This is a genomic window from Pedobacter steynii (assembly GCF_900103665.1).
Lineage (GTDB): Bacteria > Bacteroidota > Bacteroidia > Sphingobacteriales > Sphingobacteriaceae > Pedobacter > Pedobacter steynii.
The window spans coordinates 21,413-36,784 of record NZ_FNGY01000007.1; the positions used below are offsets into that span (position 1 = coordinate 21,413).

15 protein-coding genes are annotated in these 15,372 nt (G+C 41.5%); 6 read left to right on the forward strand and 9 right to left on the reverse strand.

The window, feature by feature from the left end:
* On the reverse strand, nucleotides 1-744 hold the full coding sequence (locus tag BLQ87_RS19315; protein WP_074610071.1) for an ankyrin repeat domain-containing protein: 744 nt from the start codon (nucleotides 742-744) through the stop codon (nucleotides 1-3).
* 141 nt (nucleotides 745-885) lie between these two features.
* Here BLQ87_RS19315 and BLQ87_RS19320 point away from each other — a divergent pair, with 141 nt between their 5' ends.
* The 3 genes from BLQ87_RS19320 (at nucleotide 886) to BLQ87_RS19330 (ending at nucleotide 2,564) form a co-directional block, all read left to right on the forward strand.
* The gene (locus BLQ87_RS19320; protein WP_074610073.1) at nucleotides 886-1,365 is read left to right on the forward strand and encodes a MarR family winged helix-turn-helix transcriptional regulator; all 480 of its coding nucleotides are present in this window, start codon (nucleotides 886-888) and stop codon (nucleotides 1,363-1,365) included.
* Complete coding sequence (locus BLQ87_RS19325) at nucleotides 1,365-2,075, forward strand: GNAT family N-acetyltransferase (RefSeq protein ID WP_083361956.1); 711 nt, start codon at nucleotides 1,365-1,367, stop codon at nucleotides 2,073-2,075. The genes BLQ87_RS19320 and BLQ87_RS19325 overlap by 1 nt, the downstream gene beginning before the upstream one ends.
* 147 nt (nucleotides 2,076-2,222) lie before the next feature.
* Nucleotides 2,223-2,564 (forward strand): DUF1622 domain-containing protein, encoded by a 342-nt coding sequence (locus tag BLQ87_RS19330; RefSeq protein WP_074610075.1) that lies wholly within the window; start codon nucleotides 2,223-2,225, stop codon nucleotides 2,562-2,564.
* Nucleotides 2,565-2,570: 6 nt separating this feature from the next.
* Here the strand turns inward: BLQ87_RS19330 and BLQ87_RS19335 are convergent, their stop codons facing one another.
* From BLQ87_RS19335 to BLQ87_RS19365, 7 genes are all read right to left on the reverse strand, one after another.
* On the reverse strand, nucleotides 2,571-2,921 hold the full coding sequence (locus tag BLQ87_RS19335; RefSeq protein ID WP_074610077.1) for a DHCW motif cupin fold protein: 351 nt from the start codon (nucleotides 2,919-2,921) through the stop codon (nucleotides 2,571-2,573).
* A 12-nt stretch (nucleotides 2,922-2,933) separates the two neighbouring features.
* Nucleotides 2,934-3,713, reverse strand: a complete 780-nt coding sequence (locus BLQ87_RS19340; RefSeq protein ID WP_074610078.1) for a GNAT family N-acetyltransferase — start codon at nucleotides 3,711-3,713, stop codon at nucleotides 2,934-2,936.
* Nucleotides 3,714-3,735: 22 nt separating this feature from the next.
* Nucleotides 3,736-4,734 (reverse strand): phosphotransferase enzyme family protein, encoded by a 999-nt coding sequence (locus BLQ87_RS19345; protein WP_074610080.1) that lies wholly within the window; start codon nucleotides 4,732-4,734, stop codon nucleotides 3,736-3,738.
* A 96-nt stretch (nucleotides 4,735-4,830) separates the two neighbouring features.
* Nucleotides 4,831-7,896, reverse strand: coding sequence for an efflux RND transporter permease subunit (locus tag BLQ87_RS19350; protein WP_074610081.1), 3,066 nt, complete (start codon nucleotides 7,894-7,896; stop codon nucleotides 4,831-4,833).
* Nucleotides 7,893-8,966, reverse strand: a complete 1,074-nt coding sequence (locus tag BLQ87_RS19355) for an efflux RND transporter periplasmic adaptor subunit (RefSeq protein ID WP_074610083.1) — start codon at nucleotides 8,964-8,966, stop codon at nucleotides 7,893-7,895. Before BLQ87_RS19355 ends, BLQ87_RS19350 begins: the two co-directional genes overlap by 4 nt.
* Before the next feature lie 11 nt (nucleotides 8,967-8,977).
* Complete coding sequence (locus tag BLQ87_RS19360; protein WP_083361957.1) at nucleotides 8,978-10,351, reverse strand: TolC family protein; 1,374 nt, start codon at nucleotides 10,349-10,351, stop codon at nucleotides 8,978-8,980.
* Nucleotides 10,352-10,463: 112 nt separating this feature from the next.
* Nucleotides 10,464-11,075, reverse strand: a complete 612-nt coding sequence (locus BLQ87_RS19365) for a TetR/AcrR family transcriptional regulator (RefSeq protein WP_074610085.1) — start codon at nucleotides 11,073-11,075, stop codon at nucleotides 10,464-10,466.
* Nucleotides 11,076-11,873: 798 nt separating this feature from the next.
* Between BLQ87_RS19365 and BLQ87_RS19370 the strand changes: the two genes are divergently transcribed.
* Nucleotides 11,874-12,473, forward strand: coding sequence for a hypothetical protein (locus BLQ87_RS19370; protein WP_074610087.1), 600 nt, complete (start codon nucleotides 11,874-11,876; stop codon nucleotides 12,471-12,473).
* 506 nt (nucleotides 12,474-12,979) lie between these two features.
* Nucleotides 12,980-13,648, forward strand: coding sequence for a DUF4369 domain-containing protein (locus tag BLQ87_RS19375; protein ID WP_074610089.1), 669 nt, complete (start codon nucleotides 12,980-12,982; stop codon nucleotides 13,646-13,648).
* A gap of 15 nt (nucleotides 13,649-13,663) precedes the next feature.
* Here BLQ87_RS19375 and BLQ87_RS19380 read toward each other — a convergent pair whose 3' ends face one another.
* Complete coding sequence (locus BLQ87_RS19380) at nucleotides 13,664-14,725, reverse strand: esterase-like activity of phytase family protein (RefSeq protein ID WP_074610786.1); 1,062 nt, start codon at nucleotides 14,723-14,725, stop codon at nucleotides 13,664-13,666.
* Nucleotides 14,726-14,877: 152 nt separating this feature from the next.
* On the opposite strand from BLQ87_RS19380, the gene BLQ87_RS19385 reads away from it, so the two are divergent.
* Nucleotides 14,878-15,336, forward strand: a complete 459-nt coding sequence (locus BLQ87_RS19385; protein ID WP_074610091.1) for a hypothetical protein — start codon at nucleotides 14,878-14,880, stop codon at nucleotides 15,334-15,336.
* The last annotated feature ends 36 nt before the right edge of the window (nucleotides 15,337-15,372 follow it).

Below are 15,372 nucleotides of genomic sequence, written 5' to 3' on the forward strand. Positions count from 1 at the left end.
TTAAGGTTTCAGGTATTTGCAGGGAACATTTTCAGGATGATAATCGATACCATAGGACTGTTTGAGTAATCTGGTAACTATTTCTGATTGCGTACGCTCATTTCTATGCATTTGAGGCAACAGCCCCATCATGGCATAACTGATTGGGTTGACCGCAGGAATCAGGGTTTCCCAATCGTAACCTTTACCCCAGATCAGTCCGGGAAGCGTTATTTTAAGGTCTGCTCCCTTTCTCATTAAGTAATCCAACAGGGCTTCCGATTGATGGCCATTTTGATTTACCGTATGAAAAACCGGTGTTTGTCCGCCGAAACCGTTTTCATCGATGCCTGCTTTTACATCGACATTCATTCCATGTTTTAGTAAGACCTCTGCAGTTGCACCATGGTTAAATTCAGCGCAGATGTGTAATAAGGAAGCTTCAAATAAAGGTGTATAAGCACAACGAAGGTTGTATTTTCTATGAATTAATCCCGGATCGTTTTTAAGCTCCTGTTCAAGGACAGTTGCATCGTCCAGCAATACCGCTAAAAGTGCTGTGTCTTCAAATTGAAGTCCATAATCTACAAATACTTTCACGATGGATTTAAATGCAGGACTTCTGGTGTACTCACTCGTCAATTCATAGATCAAAGGTTCATTATTGAACGATGAATTGGGATCAAGCCCATTCGCAAAAGCTGCGCTGATTCCTGCAATATCATGGACTTCTATGAGGTTGGCAAATTCCTGTAAATCTTTCATGGCAATCCCTTTAAAAACCGCGTTTTAACATTGTCATTTATCCGTTAATTTACGATAATTTCCCTGGAATTGTATTTTTAATTTTGAGGTTTCACATCAGGCAAGTACATTTGGTAAATATTTACGTAAACACTTACCTATATGAAGCAAAACATCATCAATGAACTGGGCGCTTTAGCTATTGGAAGCCGCATGAGGAGGCTTCACGATGCTTTATCCAGAGATGCATCCAAAATATATGAGGAGTATGAATTACAATTCGACATCAAATACTTTCCTATTTTCTACCTGATCAGCAGGAGGAAACAGATCGGAATTATGGACATTGCAGAAGAACTGAGCCTCACCCATCCTGCCATTATTCACCTCGCAAAAGAGTTGGAGAAGAAAAGATATATTGAATCCATTGCTGCCCCCGAAGATCAGCGGAAACGGATGCTGCGCCTCTCCGCAAAAGGTAAAAAAAGCCTTCCTTCTTTTGAAAAGGTCTGGGAAAAGATTGGCCAGTTGAACCAGCAGCTTTTTGAACAACAACATCAGTTGCTTCAAACGCTCGATGCCATAGAGCAAACCTTAGACGAAAAATCATATTACAGAAGATTTCAAGACACATTAAAATAATGAATACAAATGAATATCAGGTCCAAGATCAGGTAATGCTGCTTGACCGCCCAATCTGGAACGCGCTAAACAGCAAACATGCAGGTTTCGCTCTGGGCAACGAATACGCAAAAAGATACCCTTCTCATATCCTTCCTTTTGTAGGTTTTGACCTGGATTCGGAGCAACCATTGGAACAACTGAAACCATGGATGAAACCTGATGAAATTGCTTATGCGATTGGTGATCTTCCAAACATCCCTGATTCCTGGCAATTGTTAAATCAGCTGGATTGCGTGCAGATGTTTTGTCCGGAGCTGAGCACGACTACCTTAGATGAGTCTGTAGAGATCATTACCCTAAAAGAAGAAGACCGGGCAGAAATGTTCGAGCTCATTACCAGTGTACAGCCTGGGTATTTTGCCAAAGACACTCCCCTTCTCGGGCATTATAACGGCATCCGTGTGAATGGAAAACTCATCTCCATGTCGGGCGAAAGACTGGGTCTGGATGCTTTCACAGAACTAAGTGCCGTATGTACCCATCCCGATTTTACGGGTAAAGGTTTAGCCTATCAATTGGTTTTAAAGACCTGTCTGGATATGTTTCAACGTGGTACAAAACCTTTTTTACATGTGCTAAACAGCAATACCAGGGCCATCAATTTATACGAACGACTCGGTTTTGTAAAAAGAAAAGACATCGCCTTTAATCAGCTTAAATCATTATAAATCTTAAAAAGCCCCCCTTTTTTCTACATGATGATTAATTTTCTTCCTAAGCGGAGCAGGGAATTCACCTGTTTCCGCTTAGAAGAAGATTTACAACCTCCCATTTATAAATTAAATGTCTGATAAAATCAGTAGATTTAGTCTCAGATGGAAGTAATGATCAAAGAAATAGCCGTTTATGCCGCACAATTCATCGAGTTGCTGGCTGTTGTCGTCATCCTCTTCTCCTCCATAAAGGCGATTGTCCATTATTTGAAAGACATCAGTAAAAAATCAACCGGATTTTTACCACATATCAGTATCCGGTTGAATTTGGGAAAATCTCTTGCCATTGCACTGGAGCTTCTTTTGGGTGCAGATATCTTAAAAACTGCCATTGCCCCCGGATGGAACGAAATTGGGCAACTGGCCGCCATTGCAACTTTGCGGACCGCTTTGAACTACTTCCTGGAAAGGGAATTAAAAAATTCTGACCCTAAAGGAGAATAGTTAAGGTTATTTTGGGGCCAGGAACAAACCGTCCACAATAAATAATTTCACTCCATTTTCGGAGATCGAACGATGAGAACTCAATTCATCTGAAACCTGATAGGACATTCCTTTTGTCAGCCTATGCTGCGTTCCATCAGAAAGCTCGCTGATCATTTCGCCTTCGATACAATAGATGATGTGTCCTTTTGTACACCAATGGTCCGCTTTATAGTCTTTTGAGTATTCTACTACCCTGATCCGCAGATCACCATAACTGATTGTTTTCCAATAAGCAGTTCCGGTTTCCCCCTGATGTTCGGTAACTGGTACGTTTTCCCAATCTGTATTTTGAAAGGGGATATTTCCTGAGTTCATCGTATTTATGGTTTAATTGGTGATATGATAGGTAATCATGTCTTTCACAGCGGTAAAGCCCAGCTTTACATAGACATACTCTCCTGCTTTTGAAGCATGTAGAACACAAAGCTCTTTTTTATCATTAACGCATTCCTGAAGCAAATGCAAAGTGAGCTTTTTGGCCAATCCTTTTCCCCTAGCCTCCGGTAAGGTTCCGATCATATGTAAACCGGCATGGCCCTGTTCATCATAAAAGATCAGGCCACATGCCGCGGCCTGGTTTTCATGATGGGCAATGAAAAGCCTCACCTTGTCCTTCCTGTTGATCAATGAAGCGACCACATCAGGACCTACATCGTAATTAAATGACTGCGCAGCAATAGCAGCAAATAAACCTGCCTGATTCTCGTCCTCTACCTCTTCAAAATGAATTGCTGATAAAGCTTCATCGTTAAACACCGTGGCCGACAGGTCGATCATCATTCCCAATTGTTTCATACGCGGGATAAATCCTGCAGCAGACAATGGCTCCTGATAACGATCTGCAAGTGATTCAGTAAAGGTGATCATATTGGGAAGGTTCCCAGCCTGGATCTGAATGGCTAGTTTTTCAAATACCGAAGGTTCCGCATCCTGCTCCATTCCGAGATTGAATATCCTTTTGGGCCAGTCTGAGCCTTTAACCAGAATTGCTTTAAAATCAGTTGTCGTTAAAAGTGTGTTCGATTGATGACCAACAAAGTCCCAAAACTCAAACATGTTATTGATCACGATCCATTCTGCCTGGTCCATATTTTCTTTTGCGCTCATAAAGCTGAATATCCTTTTCTAATTATTTTACAATATACCAATCCATCCACTTTTTAATCCACCCTACCCGCTCTTTAATAAATTTAGGTCCGAAGAAGAAATTGGACCAGTCTTCAAAATGATCATAATGGAATTTGAAGTAAAAGATCCACCATGCGAATCCGAAATAGGGAATTGCGTTGATTTCTGCCTCCGATAGTGGCCTGACCTTCCGATAGCTTTCGATGAACACCTGGAACGCCCGGTCTGCCTCTTCCTGTGTCATTCTATGGAAGAGCACCTGCAAGAAATAATGTGCATAAAAGGAAGCCAGATCATTTACTAAATATCCTTTTCCCGCAAAATCAAAATCGAAGAAGGTGATGTTTCCATCTTCCTGAAAATGAAAATTCTTAGGTAAGAAATCATAATGGCAATATCCATATCCAAATGAAGGAAGGTCCATTTGCTCTATTTTCTTAAAAACCAGGCTTACTGCTTGCTCGAGGTAGGCATATTCTTCATCAAGCCCCTTAAATGCTGGTTTAATCGTTTCCATGGGTAAGGTCAGCATAGAATTAAGGTTAAACTCATCTCTTGGATAATGAAGTTCCAGATTGGCCGTAAGCTGATGGATTTTTGCCATTTCCGTTCCAAGTCCTGTCAGTTGTTCATCGGACATCTCTGAAACCACCTCACCATAGGCATAAGAAAACAAGACCCCATACCGTGTTCCTTCCGCAGCATTAAAAGCCTGAATTTCTTTTCCTTCCAGGTCTTTAATCGGATGAGCTACTTTAGCGCCCCCTTGTTGTAAAATGTTCAGCAGTTCCAGCTCTCCTTTGATCCCGGCTAATTTCCGGTGTGCATCCCTGTAAATTTTAAGAATGAATTTGTTTTCCGGGTTTTCTAAAATATAGGTATCACTCACATTGTGAATGAGCAGGCGACAGCTCATTTCATGGAATCCGTATTTTTGTGCTATCACATCTTTTAAAGCCTTAGCGGAAAGCAGAGAATACTGCGTGGGGAAGATATTCATACCCCGCAATTTACGTAAAACCTTGAATGAGCACAACAAAAAACTCCGGTTGTACCTGTAAAAAAATACGGTACAACCGGAGTTGGAAATCGAAGTTTATGCCTTCTCTTCTTCTTCCTGAACAGTTATTGCAGGAGGCATTAACTGGTAAATAATTGGTGTAACAATTCTGGATAATAACGTCGAACTGATCAATCCCCCAATCAATACAATGGCCAGCGGTGCCACCAAAGGATTGGTCGATATGGCAATTGGAATCAGCCCTCCAATGGCGGTAAGTGAGGTCAGTACAATTGGCAAAAACCTGACTTCACCTGCTTCCCGGATCGCTTCCTGTAAACCTTTTCCCTGTTGTCTCAGCTGATTGGTGAAATCCACCAGCAAAATGGTATTCTTGACCTCAATTCCGGCCAATGCAATCAGACCGATAATCGCCACAAAAGACAGTGAATTACCGGTGAGCCATAATGCTACCGCAGCACCCACTACCCCCAAAGGAATTACAGACAATACAATCAGCGTACTTTTAAAGGTTTTAAACAATAGGATCAACACGGCAATAAATAAAAAGACCGTCACCAATATGATGCTCATAAAACCACCAAAAGAATTGTTCCTGGATTCGACCTCACCTCCCATTTCATAGCTATAACCAGCAGGGAGTTTCAGTTTATTCATTTTCAGGACTACTTCATCGATCACCCGGTTCACCAAAAAGCCTTCCTGTACATGTGCCTGTACCGATACCACCCGTTTCTTCTCCTGGTGGTTAATCACGGCTGGCGAGGCATCCAGTTTCAACGTTGCAATCTGGTTCATGGGAATCGCGTTGCCCTGTACACTGTTGACATACAGGTTTCTGAAAGCATCCATTCCCGGCCTGCCTTCCTTGGTCCTTGTGAGCAATACTCCATAACCATTTTTATTGTCGTTATTATAGAACGTTCCCATGCTCAGCCCGGTTACTGCCAATCTCGCCGTTTGGTCTATATTTAAGGTCGGGACACCTAACAACTGGGCTTTTTCCTTATTCAATACCACCCTGATGTCACTTTTGAGCAGCGCTACCGGATTATTGATATACATACTTCCCGGAACTTCATGTAGCAGCTTTTCGACCTGGATGGACAATGTGCGTAAAGAATCCAGGTTATCCCCGAACAACCTGATTTCAACCGGTGCAATTACTGGTGGCCCCTGCTGAAAATTCTTCACTTCGATCTTCGCACCGGGATAATGTGCCCAGTGAAGCTGTAATTTCTGAATCAGCGCCAGCTTTTTATCCGGCGAAGTCTCGTCGTCCAACTGGACAAACAGCTGTGCAAAATCGCTCCTGTCATTTTCCGGGATTTCATTATAATAAATACGCGGATTTCCCTTTCCTATATTGGAAGAAAAATACCGGACCTCGGGTTGCTGTTTCAATTCTTTCTCGATTGCACGGGTAATGCTATCCGTATAAGAAAGGTTAGATTGGTTGGGTGTGGTAATGTTCAACAGAAACTGTGGCTTCTCTGAAGCAGGGAACAGGCTAAAGCCGATCACCTTAAACAGCATAATGGACCCCGCAAACAATGCCACCGCAACCGCCATCGTAAATAAAGGTCTTCGAAGTGCTTTTTCCAACAAAAGTGCATAACTTCCATGAATCAGCTTTTTCAGACCACGCATCAGGAAATTTCCTTCCGGATTTCCCAGGTGATTCTGCAAGAGACGGCTCGATAAGAAAGGGATGATGGTTAAAGAAACCAGCATGGAAGCCATTACACAAAAGATCACCGCTAATGGTAAAGACCGGATAAAATCTCCCGAGCCTTCCGGTAAAAATACCAGTGGCATAAAGGCGATGACCAGGGTAATTGTACAACCGACTACGGCCAGTCCGATTTGTTTTGTGGCCTTTAACGTGGCCTCCATCCGGCTATGCCCTTCCAGCATCCAGCGTTCAATATTTTCCACCACCACAATGCTATCGTCCACCAGTAAGCCCAGGGCTACCACCAATCCGACGATACTCAGCTGATTGAGGTTAAATCCAAAAAGCTGGAGCAATACAATCCCTATGGCCAGAGAAAGTGGAATGGAGATCATCACGATCACCGCAGGTCTGATCCCTAAAGGAAGTAAGGTCACTGCCACCAGCATGATGGCGATCATAAAATCAAAGCCTAAGCCCGAAAGGCGCCTGTTTACATTGTTGGCCTGATCAAAATTCTGAACCAGATCAATGTTGGCAGGTAAGGTCTTTTTGAAGTTTTCCAGTACCGGAAGGTAGAGTTTTTGTGTTTTACTGATGTTTTCCCCTTCTTTCTGCGCAGCGGTCACAAATAAACAACGGTGGCCGTTTAACCTGGTAATGTGTTTTTCTTCTTCATAACCATAATATACCCTGGCTACATTTTTCAAGATGATGTTTTTCCCGCCCGCAGCGTAAACGACGGTGTTCTGAACAGCATCCAGCGTTCTGTATTCGTTGGTTACGATATTGAAGGTCTGGTGGGCAGCATCGATACTTCCTCCCGGAATGCTGGCCATTTCGCTACGGAGACTATTGGTGATCGCGCTCAGCGGCAGATTCATTTGTGCCATCTTTTCAAGATCCAGTTCTATGCGCACCTGTTGTCTGGGCAGGCCAAAAATGGATACCTTTTTTAATGCACTCACCTTTTCCAGTTCATCCTGGAGCTTTTCTGCAAAATACTGCATCCGGTTCCTTGGCGCATTTTCTGAAACCAGGGCTACCTGTAGGACATTTACATCTGATGGCTGCTGCTTTTGAACTTCTATGCTATAAATATCTGCAGGCAATTCAGGTCTTTTGCTGTTCACTTCCCTTACAATTTCCTGGTACTTCGCTTCTACATTGCTGCTGTATTTATATTCGACCCTTAACACCGCCACTCCGTTAGAGATATTGGTGCGGATCCTTTTGATGTCGTCTAAACCGGAAATCGTCTTTTCAAGCGGGGTAACTACCCTATCCTCAATGTCTCTCGGGCTTGTGCCAGGATATACAATAATGACAGAGAAAAAAGGCGCATGCATTTCCGGATCTTCCGAACGGGGCATGCTGAACATGGTTGTGACGCCCAATACGATGATCATGAGAAAGATCACCAGGGTAAACTGGCTGTTCTTTACCGCGTAATCTGATATTTTCATTTTTTCTCCTTTAATGGTGAATGGATAGTGATCGCACTCTGATCCGTCAAATACGCTGATCCGGAGACAATTAAACCTTTTGCTTCCTGCAGACCATCGCTAATGGTAACCGTATGGTCTTCAATTCCGGCAATCGTTACTTTTACTTTTTTTGCGGTCTTATCATCATTGGTGATAAACACATACCCCGTATTGCCATCTCCATCCAGCAAAGCTTCATAAGGTATTTTCCAAACCCCTTTATGTTCCGTTTTTCCGGAAGGACTGATGATGGCTTTTCCAAACATCCCTGAGGCAATTTGTGGTTTCTTGCCTGTTAAGGTGATGTGTGCAGTGAAAGTACCTGTAGCAGGATCAACACCTTCCGATTTGCGACTGAGGAAACCTTCCATAAATTGTCCAGGCAATGCAGCTGTTTCCACCTTTGCCGGATCGTTCAATTTCAACAGTGCCCATTCCTGATCACTGATGCCTACCTTCAATAACCATTTTCCGGATTGGGCACCATTGGTTTGTAATACGGCAGTTCCGGGAGAAACCTGTTGCCCCGCATCGGCCAGTTTTTTCAGGATATAACCGTCCTGTGAAGCATGGATTTCAGAATACCTTCTGTTAAAAGCAACGAGGTTTACCTGTTGTTCGGCCAGCTGAAGAGCTGTTTTGCTGTTTTGCAACTGCTCCAATGTAGCGACACTATCGGCATACAGGTTTTTAGTGCGCTGATAATCACGCTTCGCTTTTTCCTGATTCAGCTGCACCTGCTGCACCTGTGCATTGATTTCAGTCAGGTTTAAGGTGGCCAGCAGCTGACCTTTCCTTACTGCATCTCCTTCTTTAACGAGCACACGATTGATAATACCACCTGTTTTGAAGGATAACATCACTTCATCGTCGGTGGTAAACTCTCCCGATACCGTAACCGGGGCATTGCTATGTTCCTGATTCAGCAGCATCACCTGAACCGGAATATTGTCTTTGACGGTTGTTTTCTGTTCAACCGGTTTTGAGCTATTGCAGGCATAATAAAGTGGCGTGCACAACAATAGGGCTGCATAATGAATGGCTTTCATGTATATGAGTTTTAATGAGGGTTATGGATTGGATAGCTGGCCTGGTCGCGTTCCAGTTGAGCAAGTGTAATCTGTAAATCTGCCTGGGTCTCCGCCATGCGCAACCGGGAACTGGTGAGTTGATCCTGGGCATCTATCAATTCGAGGTACAACAACTGACCTGCGTTGTAGGCTTTAAGCTGGTCCTTATAATATTTTGTGGCCAATGTTAAACCTGCAATCGCACTGTTACATGCGGCTTTGGCCGAATTGTAATTGTTATACGTCTGAAGAAGCTGTAACCGGAGTGATTGTTCTGCTTCGTCTAGTCTGGCCTGGGTGACTTTGAGTCCGGATTGTGCCTGTGCCGCACGGAATTTATTTTTACCACCGGTAAAGATGTCCCACTGCAGGTTTACTCCCCAAAGGTAATATCTCGTTTTATCGTTGATCTTGAAATCTGTTCCCTGAGAACCCAGGTCCAGAAAAGTGCTCAATTTAGGAATGATATTGGAACGTTGCAATTTATAGTCAAGGCTATTTACCGCTTTCAAAGCCTGTAATTGTTTGAGCTCCTCGCGACCGGAAATACCGGTTAGCGTATCTGGCTCAGCAATGACCGTCGTGATAGCAGTTGTTATGATGGAATCTTTTAAAGGGCGGTTGAGTAAAAAGTTAAAATAGGCTTTTGCATTTCCCACATTCCGCTGCGCATTGATCAATGCGGCGTTGGTCTTTTGCTGTTCTGTTTGTGCACGCAGCAATGCGGTTCCGTTTCTGACTCCATTTTTAAGGAGACTGGCATTGACGCGGATATTTTCGGCAATGAGTACCAGCGCGCTTTGATAAGCCTCAACTCCCTGTAAGGCCTGATAGTAATGGTAGTACGCCGTTTTGATGTCTTTTACTAAAGTTCTTTTATAAACGTTCAAGGCCGCCTGCTGACTGCTGATGAGTTGTTGTTTGATCTCTTTGTTGTAGCGGATCTCGGCATTGATCAGGGAAAGAGAAGTCCTCAGTTTCACATCATAAAAATTATCAGGGTTCAGTAAGAACGACTGATTGGGAAGCTGAGGAAATTTGTTGGAAGCCGTTAATTCGTTCAGTGCCGCATACACCGGATTAACCAGGTCTCCTACCGGTACATCAATCGTACGGCCCCCATCTGCTTTTGTATAACTGCCCAACATGCTTACCGTTGGCATATACATAGCTTTTGCTTCTTTCAAAGCAAACATTGCCCTTTCGAGATCGAATTGCTGTTGCTTGAGCCCCTGGTTTTGGGCAAAGGCAAAACTAATGTAATCGTCCAGCGGCCGGTTTTCTTCCTGAGCTGCCGCAGGCCTCCACAAAGCCAACACACAGGCAATGAAGACGATGGATGTTTTAATAAATGATGTGTACATAGTGAACAGTGTTTAGTGTTGGTGCAAAAAATTTTGATTTGAGGATCAGGTTTAATTAATTATAAATGATGTATACATAATAAACAGTGTTTAGTCATTGGGTAAAAAAAACCTAGACTACAATAGAGTCCAGATATTCTTCTACCGCTTTAAATAATACGGGCTTAATTGATTCTTCCTCAATTGCCATAACTTTTAATCTGCAACGGAGGTTAAGTGAGACCAGTCCATGCATCATAGACCAAACCTGCAAGCCGGCTTGGACTGGGTCTTTAAAAATTAACAGCCCATTTTTCATGCATTCTTCCAGACAATCAGCCAGACAGTTAAAGGTCGCCACTCCATTGTCTTTATGGAGGTCTTCATCTACGTTCATTGGTGCACGAATGATAAACATCAGATCGTACAATTCAGGATTCTCCAGTGCGAAAGAGACATAGGCCTTTCCTAATTGCTCCAGTCGCTCTATGGGATTTTTGCTTATTGCTTTTGTCTTAAAGGTTTCCAGTAGTTGCAAAAAAGCCTGAGCTTGTACTTCATACAACAATTCGTCTTTATCTTTGTAATATAAATAGATGGTCCCTGGGCTGTATTCAATGGAATCTGCAATATTGCGGATCGAAGTTTTTGCATAACCATCTTCCAGGAACATTTTCATGGCCGCTGTGGTGATCATCTTCTTCATCTCCCCTTTTTCACGTTCTTTTCTTTCTGAGATTCCCATGGTTTTATATTAACACCGCAAATATACTGAATGGTGTTCAGTAAATCCAAATGAATTCGGAAAAAGATGAGTTTGCAACCTGCCTATTCCTAAATAGACCTTACAAAGGGCTCTAATAGGCTCCTGTAACGCTCCGAGAAGGCTCCTTACCTGAAAGGTTATTGAGAGGTAATTGGAAGGTTATTGAAAGGTTGAAATAACCTTTGAACTACTTCGAACAACTTCCGGATTACCTTCCAATTACCTTCCAACCTAAGAGCGTAATAGGAGCGTATTAGGAGACATCCAGGCGCCTATAAGAACTGCCTTATAAATTGTCGGATCCATGACCATTTTTATATAAAAAACAGCATTTATCTAAATAAAATTACCTTAAAAACACAATTACAAGCATTATGTAAACTTTAGAGAAAAATAAATACCTAAAAGGTGCCTCAATACAATTCAATTACCATATATTCGACATAGATCAATTTAAACAGATGACATAGACAAAAAAATCTTAATTATTTAACCCAACGAGCCTCGCGGTCGTAAACTGGTAATTTATAATGCGAGAGTAAGTGTGGCGCCAAATCCCTACATTCGTAGTCCAAAAGCCTCTTAGGTGGGGCTGGTGCTTGCTTATATTTTTGTATTATAACCGTTTCGAAAGAAATGGCGAAGCTGATACTTCAATTCATTTTGAAGTTGAGGCGGGCTTACCAGTGCCTCGACCACAAATATAGAAAGCAAGTCACCAGCCCCTTCTACGGGCTTGACTCCTATTCCATAAGGCTCGATTTAATTTCTTAAATCATGAGCAATAAAGACAACCTCCGTTACAACCATCTTACCAAAGAACAAATTTCTAACCCTCACCTATTCCTGGAATACTTTTGCAGGTGCGACATCGACATTGAAGGCCTCCGAATCGAATTCTTCCATATGATCCGTTCTGCATGTTCTTCCAAAAAATATGGCAACCCAGAGGATTATTTTCATTATCACCGATGCCTGCTTCAATTCTTAGAAGTGGCACATATCTTCTTTAGAAGAGGGAAGAAATTCTCTATTGCAGCGGACCTTATCGTATGTACACCTTGCACAACAGATCTTTCTAAATATTACCACAGCCTCATCAACTGCCATTTCAGGAACCTCTCTCATGAGGAAATCAGAAATACCAATTGTTTCTTTACAGATTTCTTTGGTTACAAATCACTCGACGACTGGCGCTGGATGTTGAGCCGGATTGTAGAATATGCTTACCGTACTACAACCATTGATGAAGTGATTGAAGATGGAGCTGAGATGGTCATCATCAGAGAATATATCGAAAAACTGATTGAAGTGATTTACCTGATTGACAATACCCAGTCGGTCATTTACCTACAAAGCACCGCATCAATAAATTAATGGTTATTCCACGTAATGACTCATCGCTAATTTATTCTACTCTTTTTCTTATCCCGAACTCACAATAATACGAACTATGGATAGCGGTAATGAATGGATGAGGACCAGTTTAGGACATAAAGAAAACAAAACAATAATTTTATTAATAAAATTACCATATATTATAATTATTTGTAAATTACAAATAAAAACGATATGGGAAAAATTAAATTAAAAGACTCTACAATCGTACTTAACAGAGACGAGATGAGAAAAGTCTCTGGAGGCATTACTGCTGCTACTGTTTGCCAGAATTGGTTGAAGTCAAACTATGAAACTTGCTTCAATTGTTGCCTCACGGCATTCGTGTATGAAATAGAACATTGTGATGCTCTTTGTTAAGTAGGCTAGATATTAGATTTTATAATAATTGACTCAATAGTAGGTTTTGTTTTTAAAAAAACTATGCTTTATCTTTTTATTATAAAATCTAATAATCTTAATTTTAAGATAAAAAAAATTAATATATGAAAATTTCAGCTGGATTGTTTTTTTTATTTATGCCGGTTTTGTTAAATGCACAATCCGTCCATTTTAATATTCAGGGAACAGTTAAGAATTTAGGAGACGCTAAATATGCTTACTTAGCAACCCCTCATGATGGTAAGATATTTATTAAAGCTCCAATAGTTAATAATGTTTTTTCATTCATAGGAACCGATAGTCTTGATCGCCTATATAGTCCAACATGTATATTTATCGATGAAAAAGATAACATTACTAAAGACGAGTTGAAATCAAAAATAGATCAGGGTGTTTGGATTTTGGGCCGTGAAGGAAGGCTAAAAAGAATTATATTGGAGGACCTGAAATTCAGTATTGAGGATCAGGAAAAAATGAATGCTGCAGAAATCATCAGTGGAGGGGTAATGACTAAACAGTTTGAGGAGAAAACTTTATGTGTACGGGCAAAAAATCGAAGTTTGATAACTTTTATTAAGAAATACCCTGATTCTCCTGTGAGCTTGATTGCAGTTCAGGAGGTTGCCAAATTTTGGGAGCTTTCCATAAAAGACAGAGTAGAAAATATGTGGGGCTCTCCTATGGAATTATATGCTTTACTTTCAAAGGAATTAAAAGCCAGTAAGCAGGGAATAGCTGTAAAAGAGCGGATAGATGAGAGCGATAGACCATAAATTATTTATGAAGACTCACAGAACCAGCTCAAACAGCAAGAACTGTGTAATCTGCTCCGGATTAAAATTATTATCCGAAACAAAAAGCAATGTCGGGTGTCCGTTAGGCAATTGGGGGCCTAATGTCGCTCCTTCGATATTGTCAACCGGAAAACTCAACTTTGAAAAATCCAGCAATAGTTTTTTCCTGATAGGTATAGCTTCCGATCCTCCCCTGTCGGTATACTGCATAAGATCTGTTGCTCCCTGAAAATCTGCCAGATATACCATTACGGTAAGCCGCTTGGTTTCTTTAGACCAACTCCTTTCTGTGAATAAGAACTGCCGGTCATTCACATTCAGGATATCCGTAATCCCGTATCCTTTTTCACTTTTATAAAAATACTGCGCTGTATTGACTCCTGAGGCTACGTCAAACTGATAAACACGTTGAAAAGCAGGTAATTTATCTTCATAAAGTGGCCCCTCCATACTGGCATACAGTATTTTTCCGTCTCCTGAAAATGTAAGCCCTTCCAGTACCTCATTATTTTGTGGTCCCGATTCCATCGTACTCATTTTCAATGACTCCGGCAATATAAAATTCTGAATAATTTTTCCCTTCCTTGAAATGAGCTGTATCGACGGATCAATTAATGTCGCACTGCCCGATTTTATATTTCGATCACCTTCACTGCTCCAGACAAGCCTCCCGGATACAGGCGAATAGCGGATTGCTTCGGGATCCGGTACGCCTTTTCTTTGAACAGGCAACTTTTGGGTCCCGGTAAGCATTACCGTATCAATCCCGTTCGCTGTTAGTTTAATCTTTGCGGTATAAAAGCGTGCAGGATTAATAGCAGAACGGTCATCGCTGATTAAATAGTATACCTGATGTACAGGATCGTAATCAATCCCCGACAATCCGCCTACGGTAGTCTGCCGGTACTGTAATCCATAAGGCAATTCGCAACTCCCTAAATAGTTAAAATGGCTGGTAGTTTTCAGTTTTATTTCAGCCGCAGCCTTGTACGTTCCACAGGAAACTGAAAAAGAAATTAATCCAACACCTAACAATGAAGAAAAAAGCTTCTGCATACCAGTTTTTCTTTGCAAGGTCGCTTTTTTGTTTGAAGAATAGAATAATATATCAACAGATCCACCATTACCAATAAAAGGCACAAAAGCACTGTAAAAAAAAGTGGTTTTCAGCTTATTATTCCTAAAAGTTTTAAAGGAGCTTTAGACATATGGAATTACAAGCCTTGAAAACATCAAAAGTCGACTTAAAATTCTCAGGATTCATTTCCAGCAATACCAGCGTAAAAATCGATTTTAATATTTCACCGGGTTCCAGAGCTCCCGGATATTTTGCTGCAATCTGGCAGGGTGCTTTAGTCCAATCCTTCAATGCGGCGATACAGATTCATCAGATCAAAATGCATCAGCCATCCGGCACGCTAAATTTCAATAGCCTACAATTGGGCAAACAAGACTATATCATTGCATTCGGGTTAAATTCAACTATGGAAAACTTCATTTGCAGGACGCTTTACATTCCTGCTACACCCAGCCTTTTTCAAACACTATTCAGCATATCAAACCATATCATCCCCCTCAATCCGAAAGATAGCCCCTTAACTGATCAAAACATGAACCTCTTCATGCCAGGAAATTTCAATTATCATTCGATGCAATATTTAGGTTAAAAAGATACGCTCTCCCCATATCTCAGCTACTTTAAA

Coding starts and splice junctions, on each gene's coding strand:
- BLQ87_RS19385 (WP_074610091.1), top strand. CDS start 14,878: ATGGAATTACAAGCCTTGAAAACATCAAAAGTCGACTTAAAATTCTCA.
- BLQ87_RS19370 (WP_074610087.1), top strand. CDS start 11,874: ATGAGCAATAAAGACAACCTCCGTTACAACCATCTTACCAAAGAACAA.
- BLQ87_RS19340 (WP_074610078.1), bottom strand. CDS start 3,713: ATGAGCGCAAAAGAAAATATGGACCAGGCAGAATGGATCGTGATCAAT.
- BLQ87_RS19315 (WP_074610071.1), bottom strand. CDS start 744: ATGAAAGATTTACAGGAATTTGCCAACCTCATAGAAGTCCATGATATT.
- BLQ87_RS19380 (WP_074610786.1), bottom strand. CDS start 14,725: ATGCAGAAGCTTTTTTCTTCATTGTTAGGTGTTGGATTAATTTCTTTT.
- BLQ87_RS19320 (WP_074610073.1), top strand. CDS start 886: ATGAAGCAAAACATCATCAATGAACTGGGCGCTTTAGCTATTGGAAGC.
- BLQ87_RS19335 (WP_074610077.1), bottom strand. CDS start 2,921: ATGAACTCAGGAAATATCCCCTTTCAAAATACAGATTGGGAAAACGTA.
- BLQ87_RS19330 (WP_074610075.1), top strand. CDS start 2,223: ATGGAAGTAATGATCAAAGAAATAGCCGTTTATGCCGCACAATTCATC.
- BLQ87_RS19345 (WP_074610080.1), bottom strand. CDS start 4,734: ATGAATATCTTCCCCACGCAGTATTCTCTGCTTTCCGCTAAGGCTTTA.
- BLQ87_RS19325 (WP_083361956.1), top strand. CDS start 1,365: ATGAATACAAATGAATATCAGGTCCAAGATCAGGTAATGCTGCTTGAC.
- BLQ87_RS19350 (WP_074610081.1), bottom strand. CDS start 7,896: ATGAAAATATCAGATTACGCGGTAAAGAACAGCCAGTTTACCCTGGTG.
- BLQ87_RS19355 (WP_074610083.1), bottom strand. CDS start 8,966: ATGAAAGCCATTCATTATGCAGCCCTATTGTTGTGCACGCCACTTTAT.
- BLQ87_RS19360 (WP_083361957.1), bottom strand. CDS start 10,351: ATGTACACATCATTTATTAAAACATCCATCGTCTTCATTGCCTGTGTG.
- BLQ87_RS19375 (WP_074610089.1), top strand. CDS start 12,980: ATGAAAATTTCAGCTGGATTGTTTTTTTTATTTATGCCGGTTTTGTTA.
- BLQ87_RS19365 (WP_074610085.1), bottom strand. CDS start 11,075: ATGGGAATCTCAGAAAGAAAAGAACGTGAAAAAGGGGAGATGAAGAAG.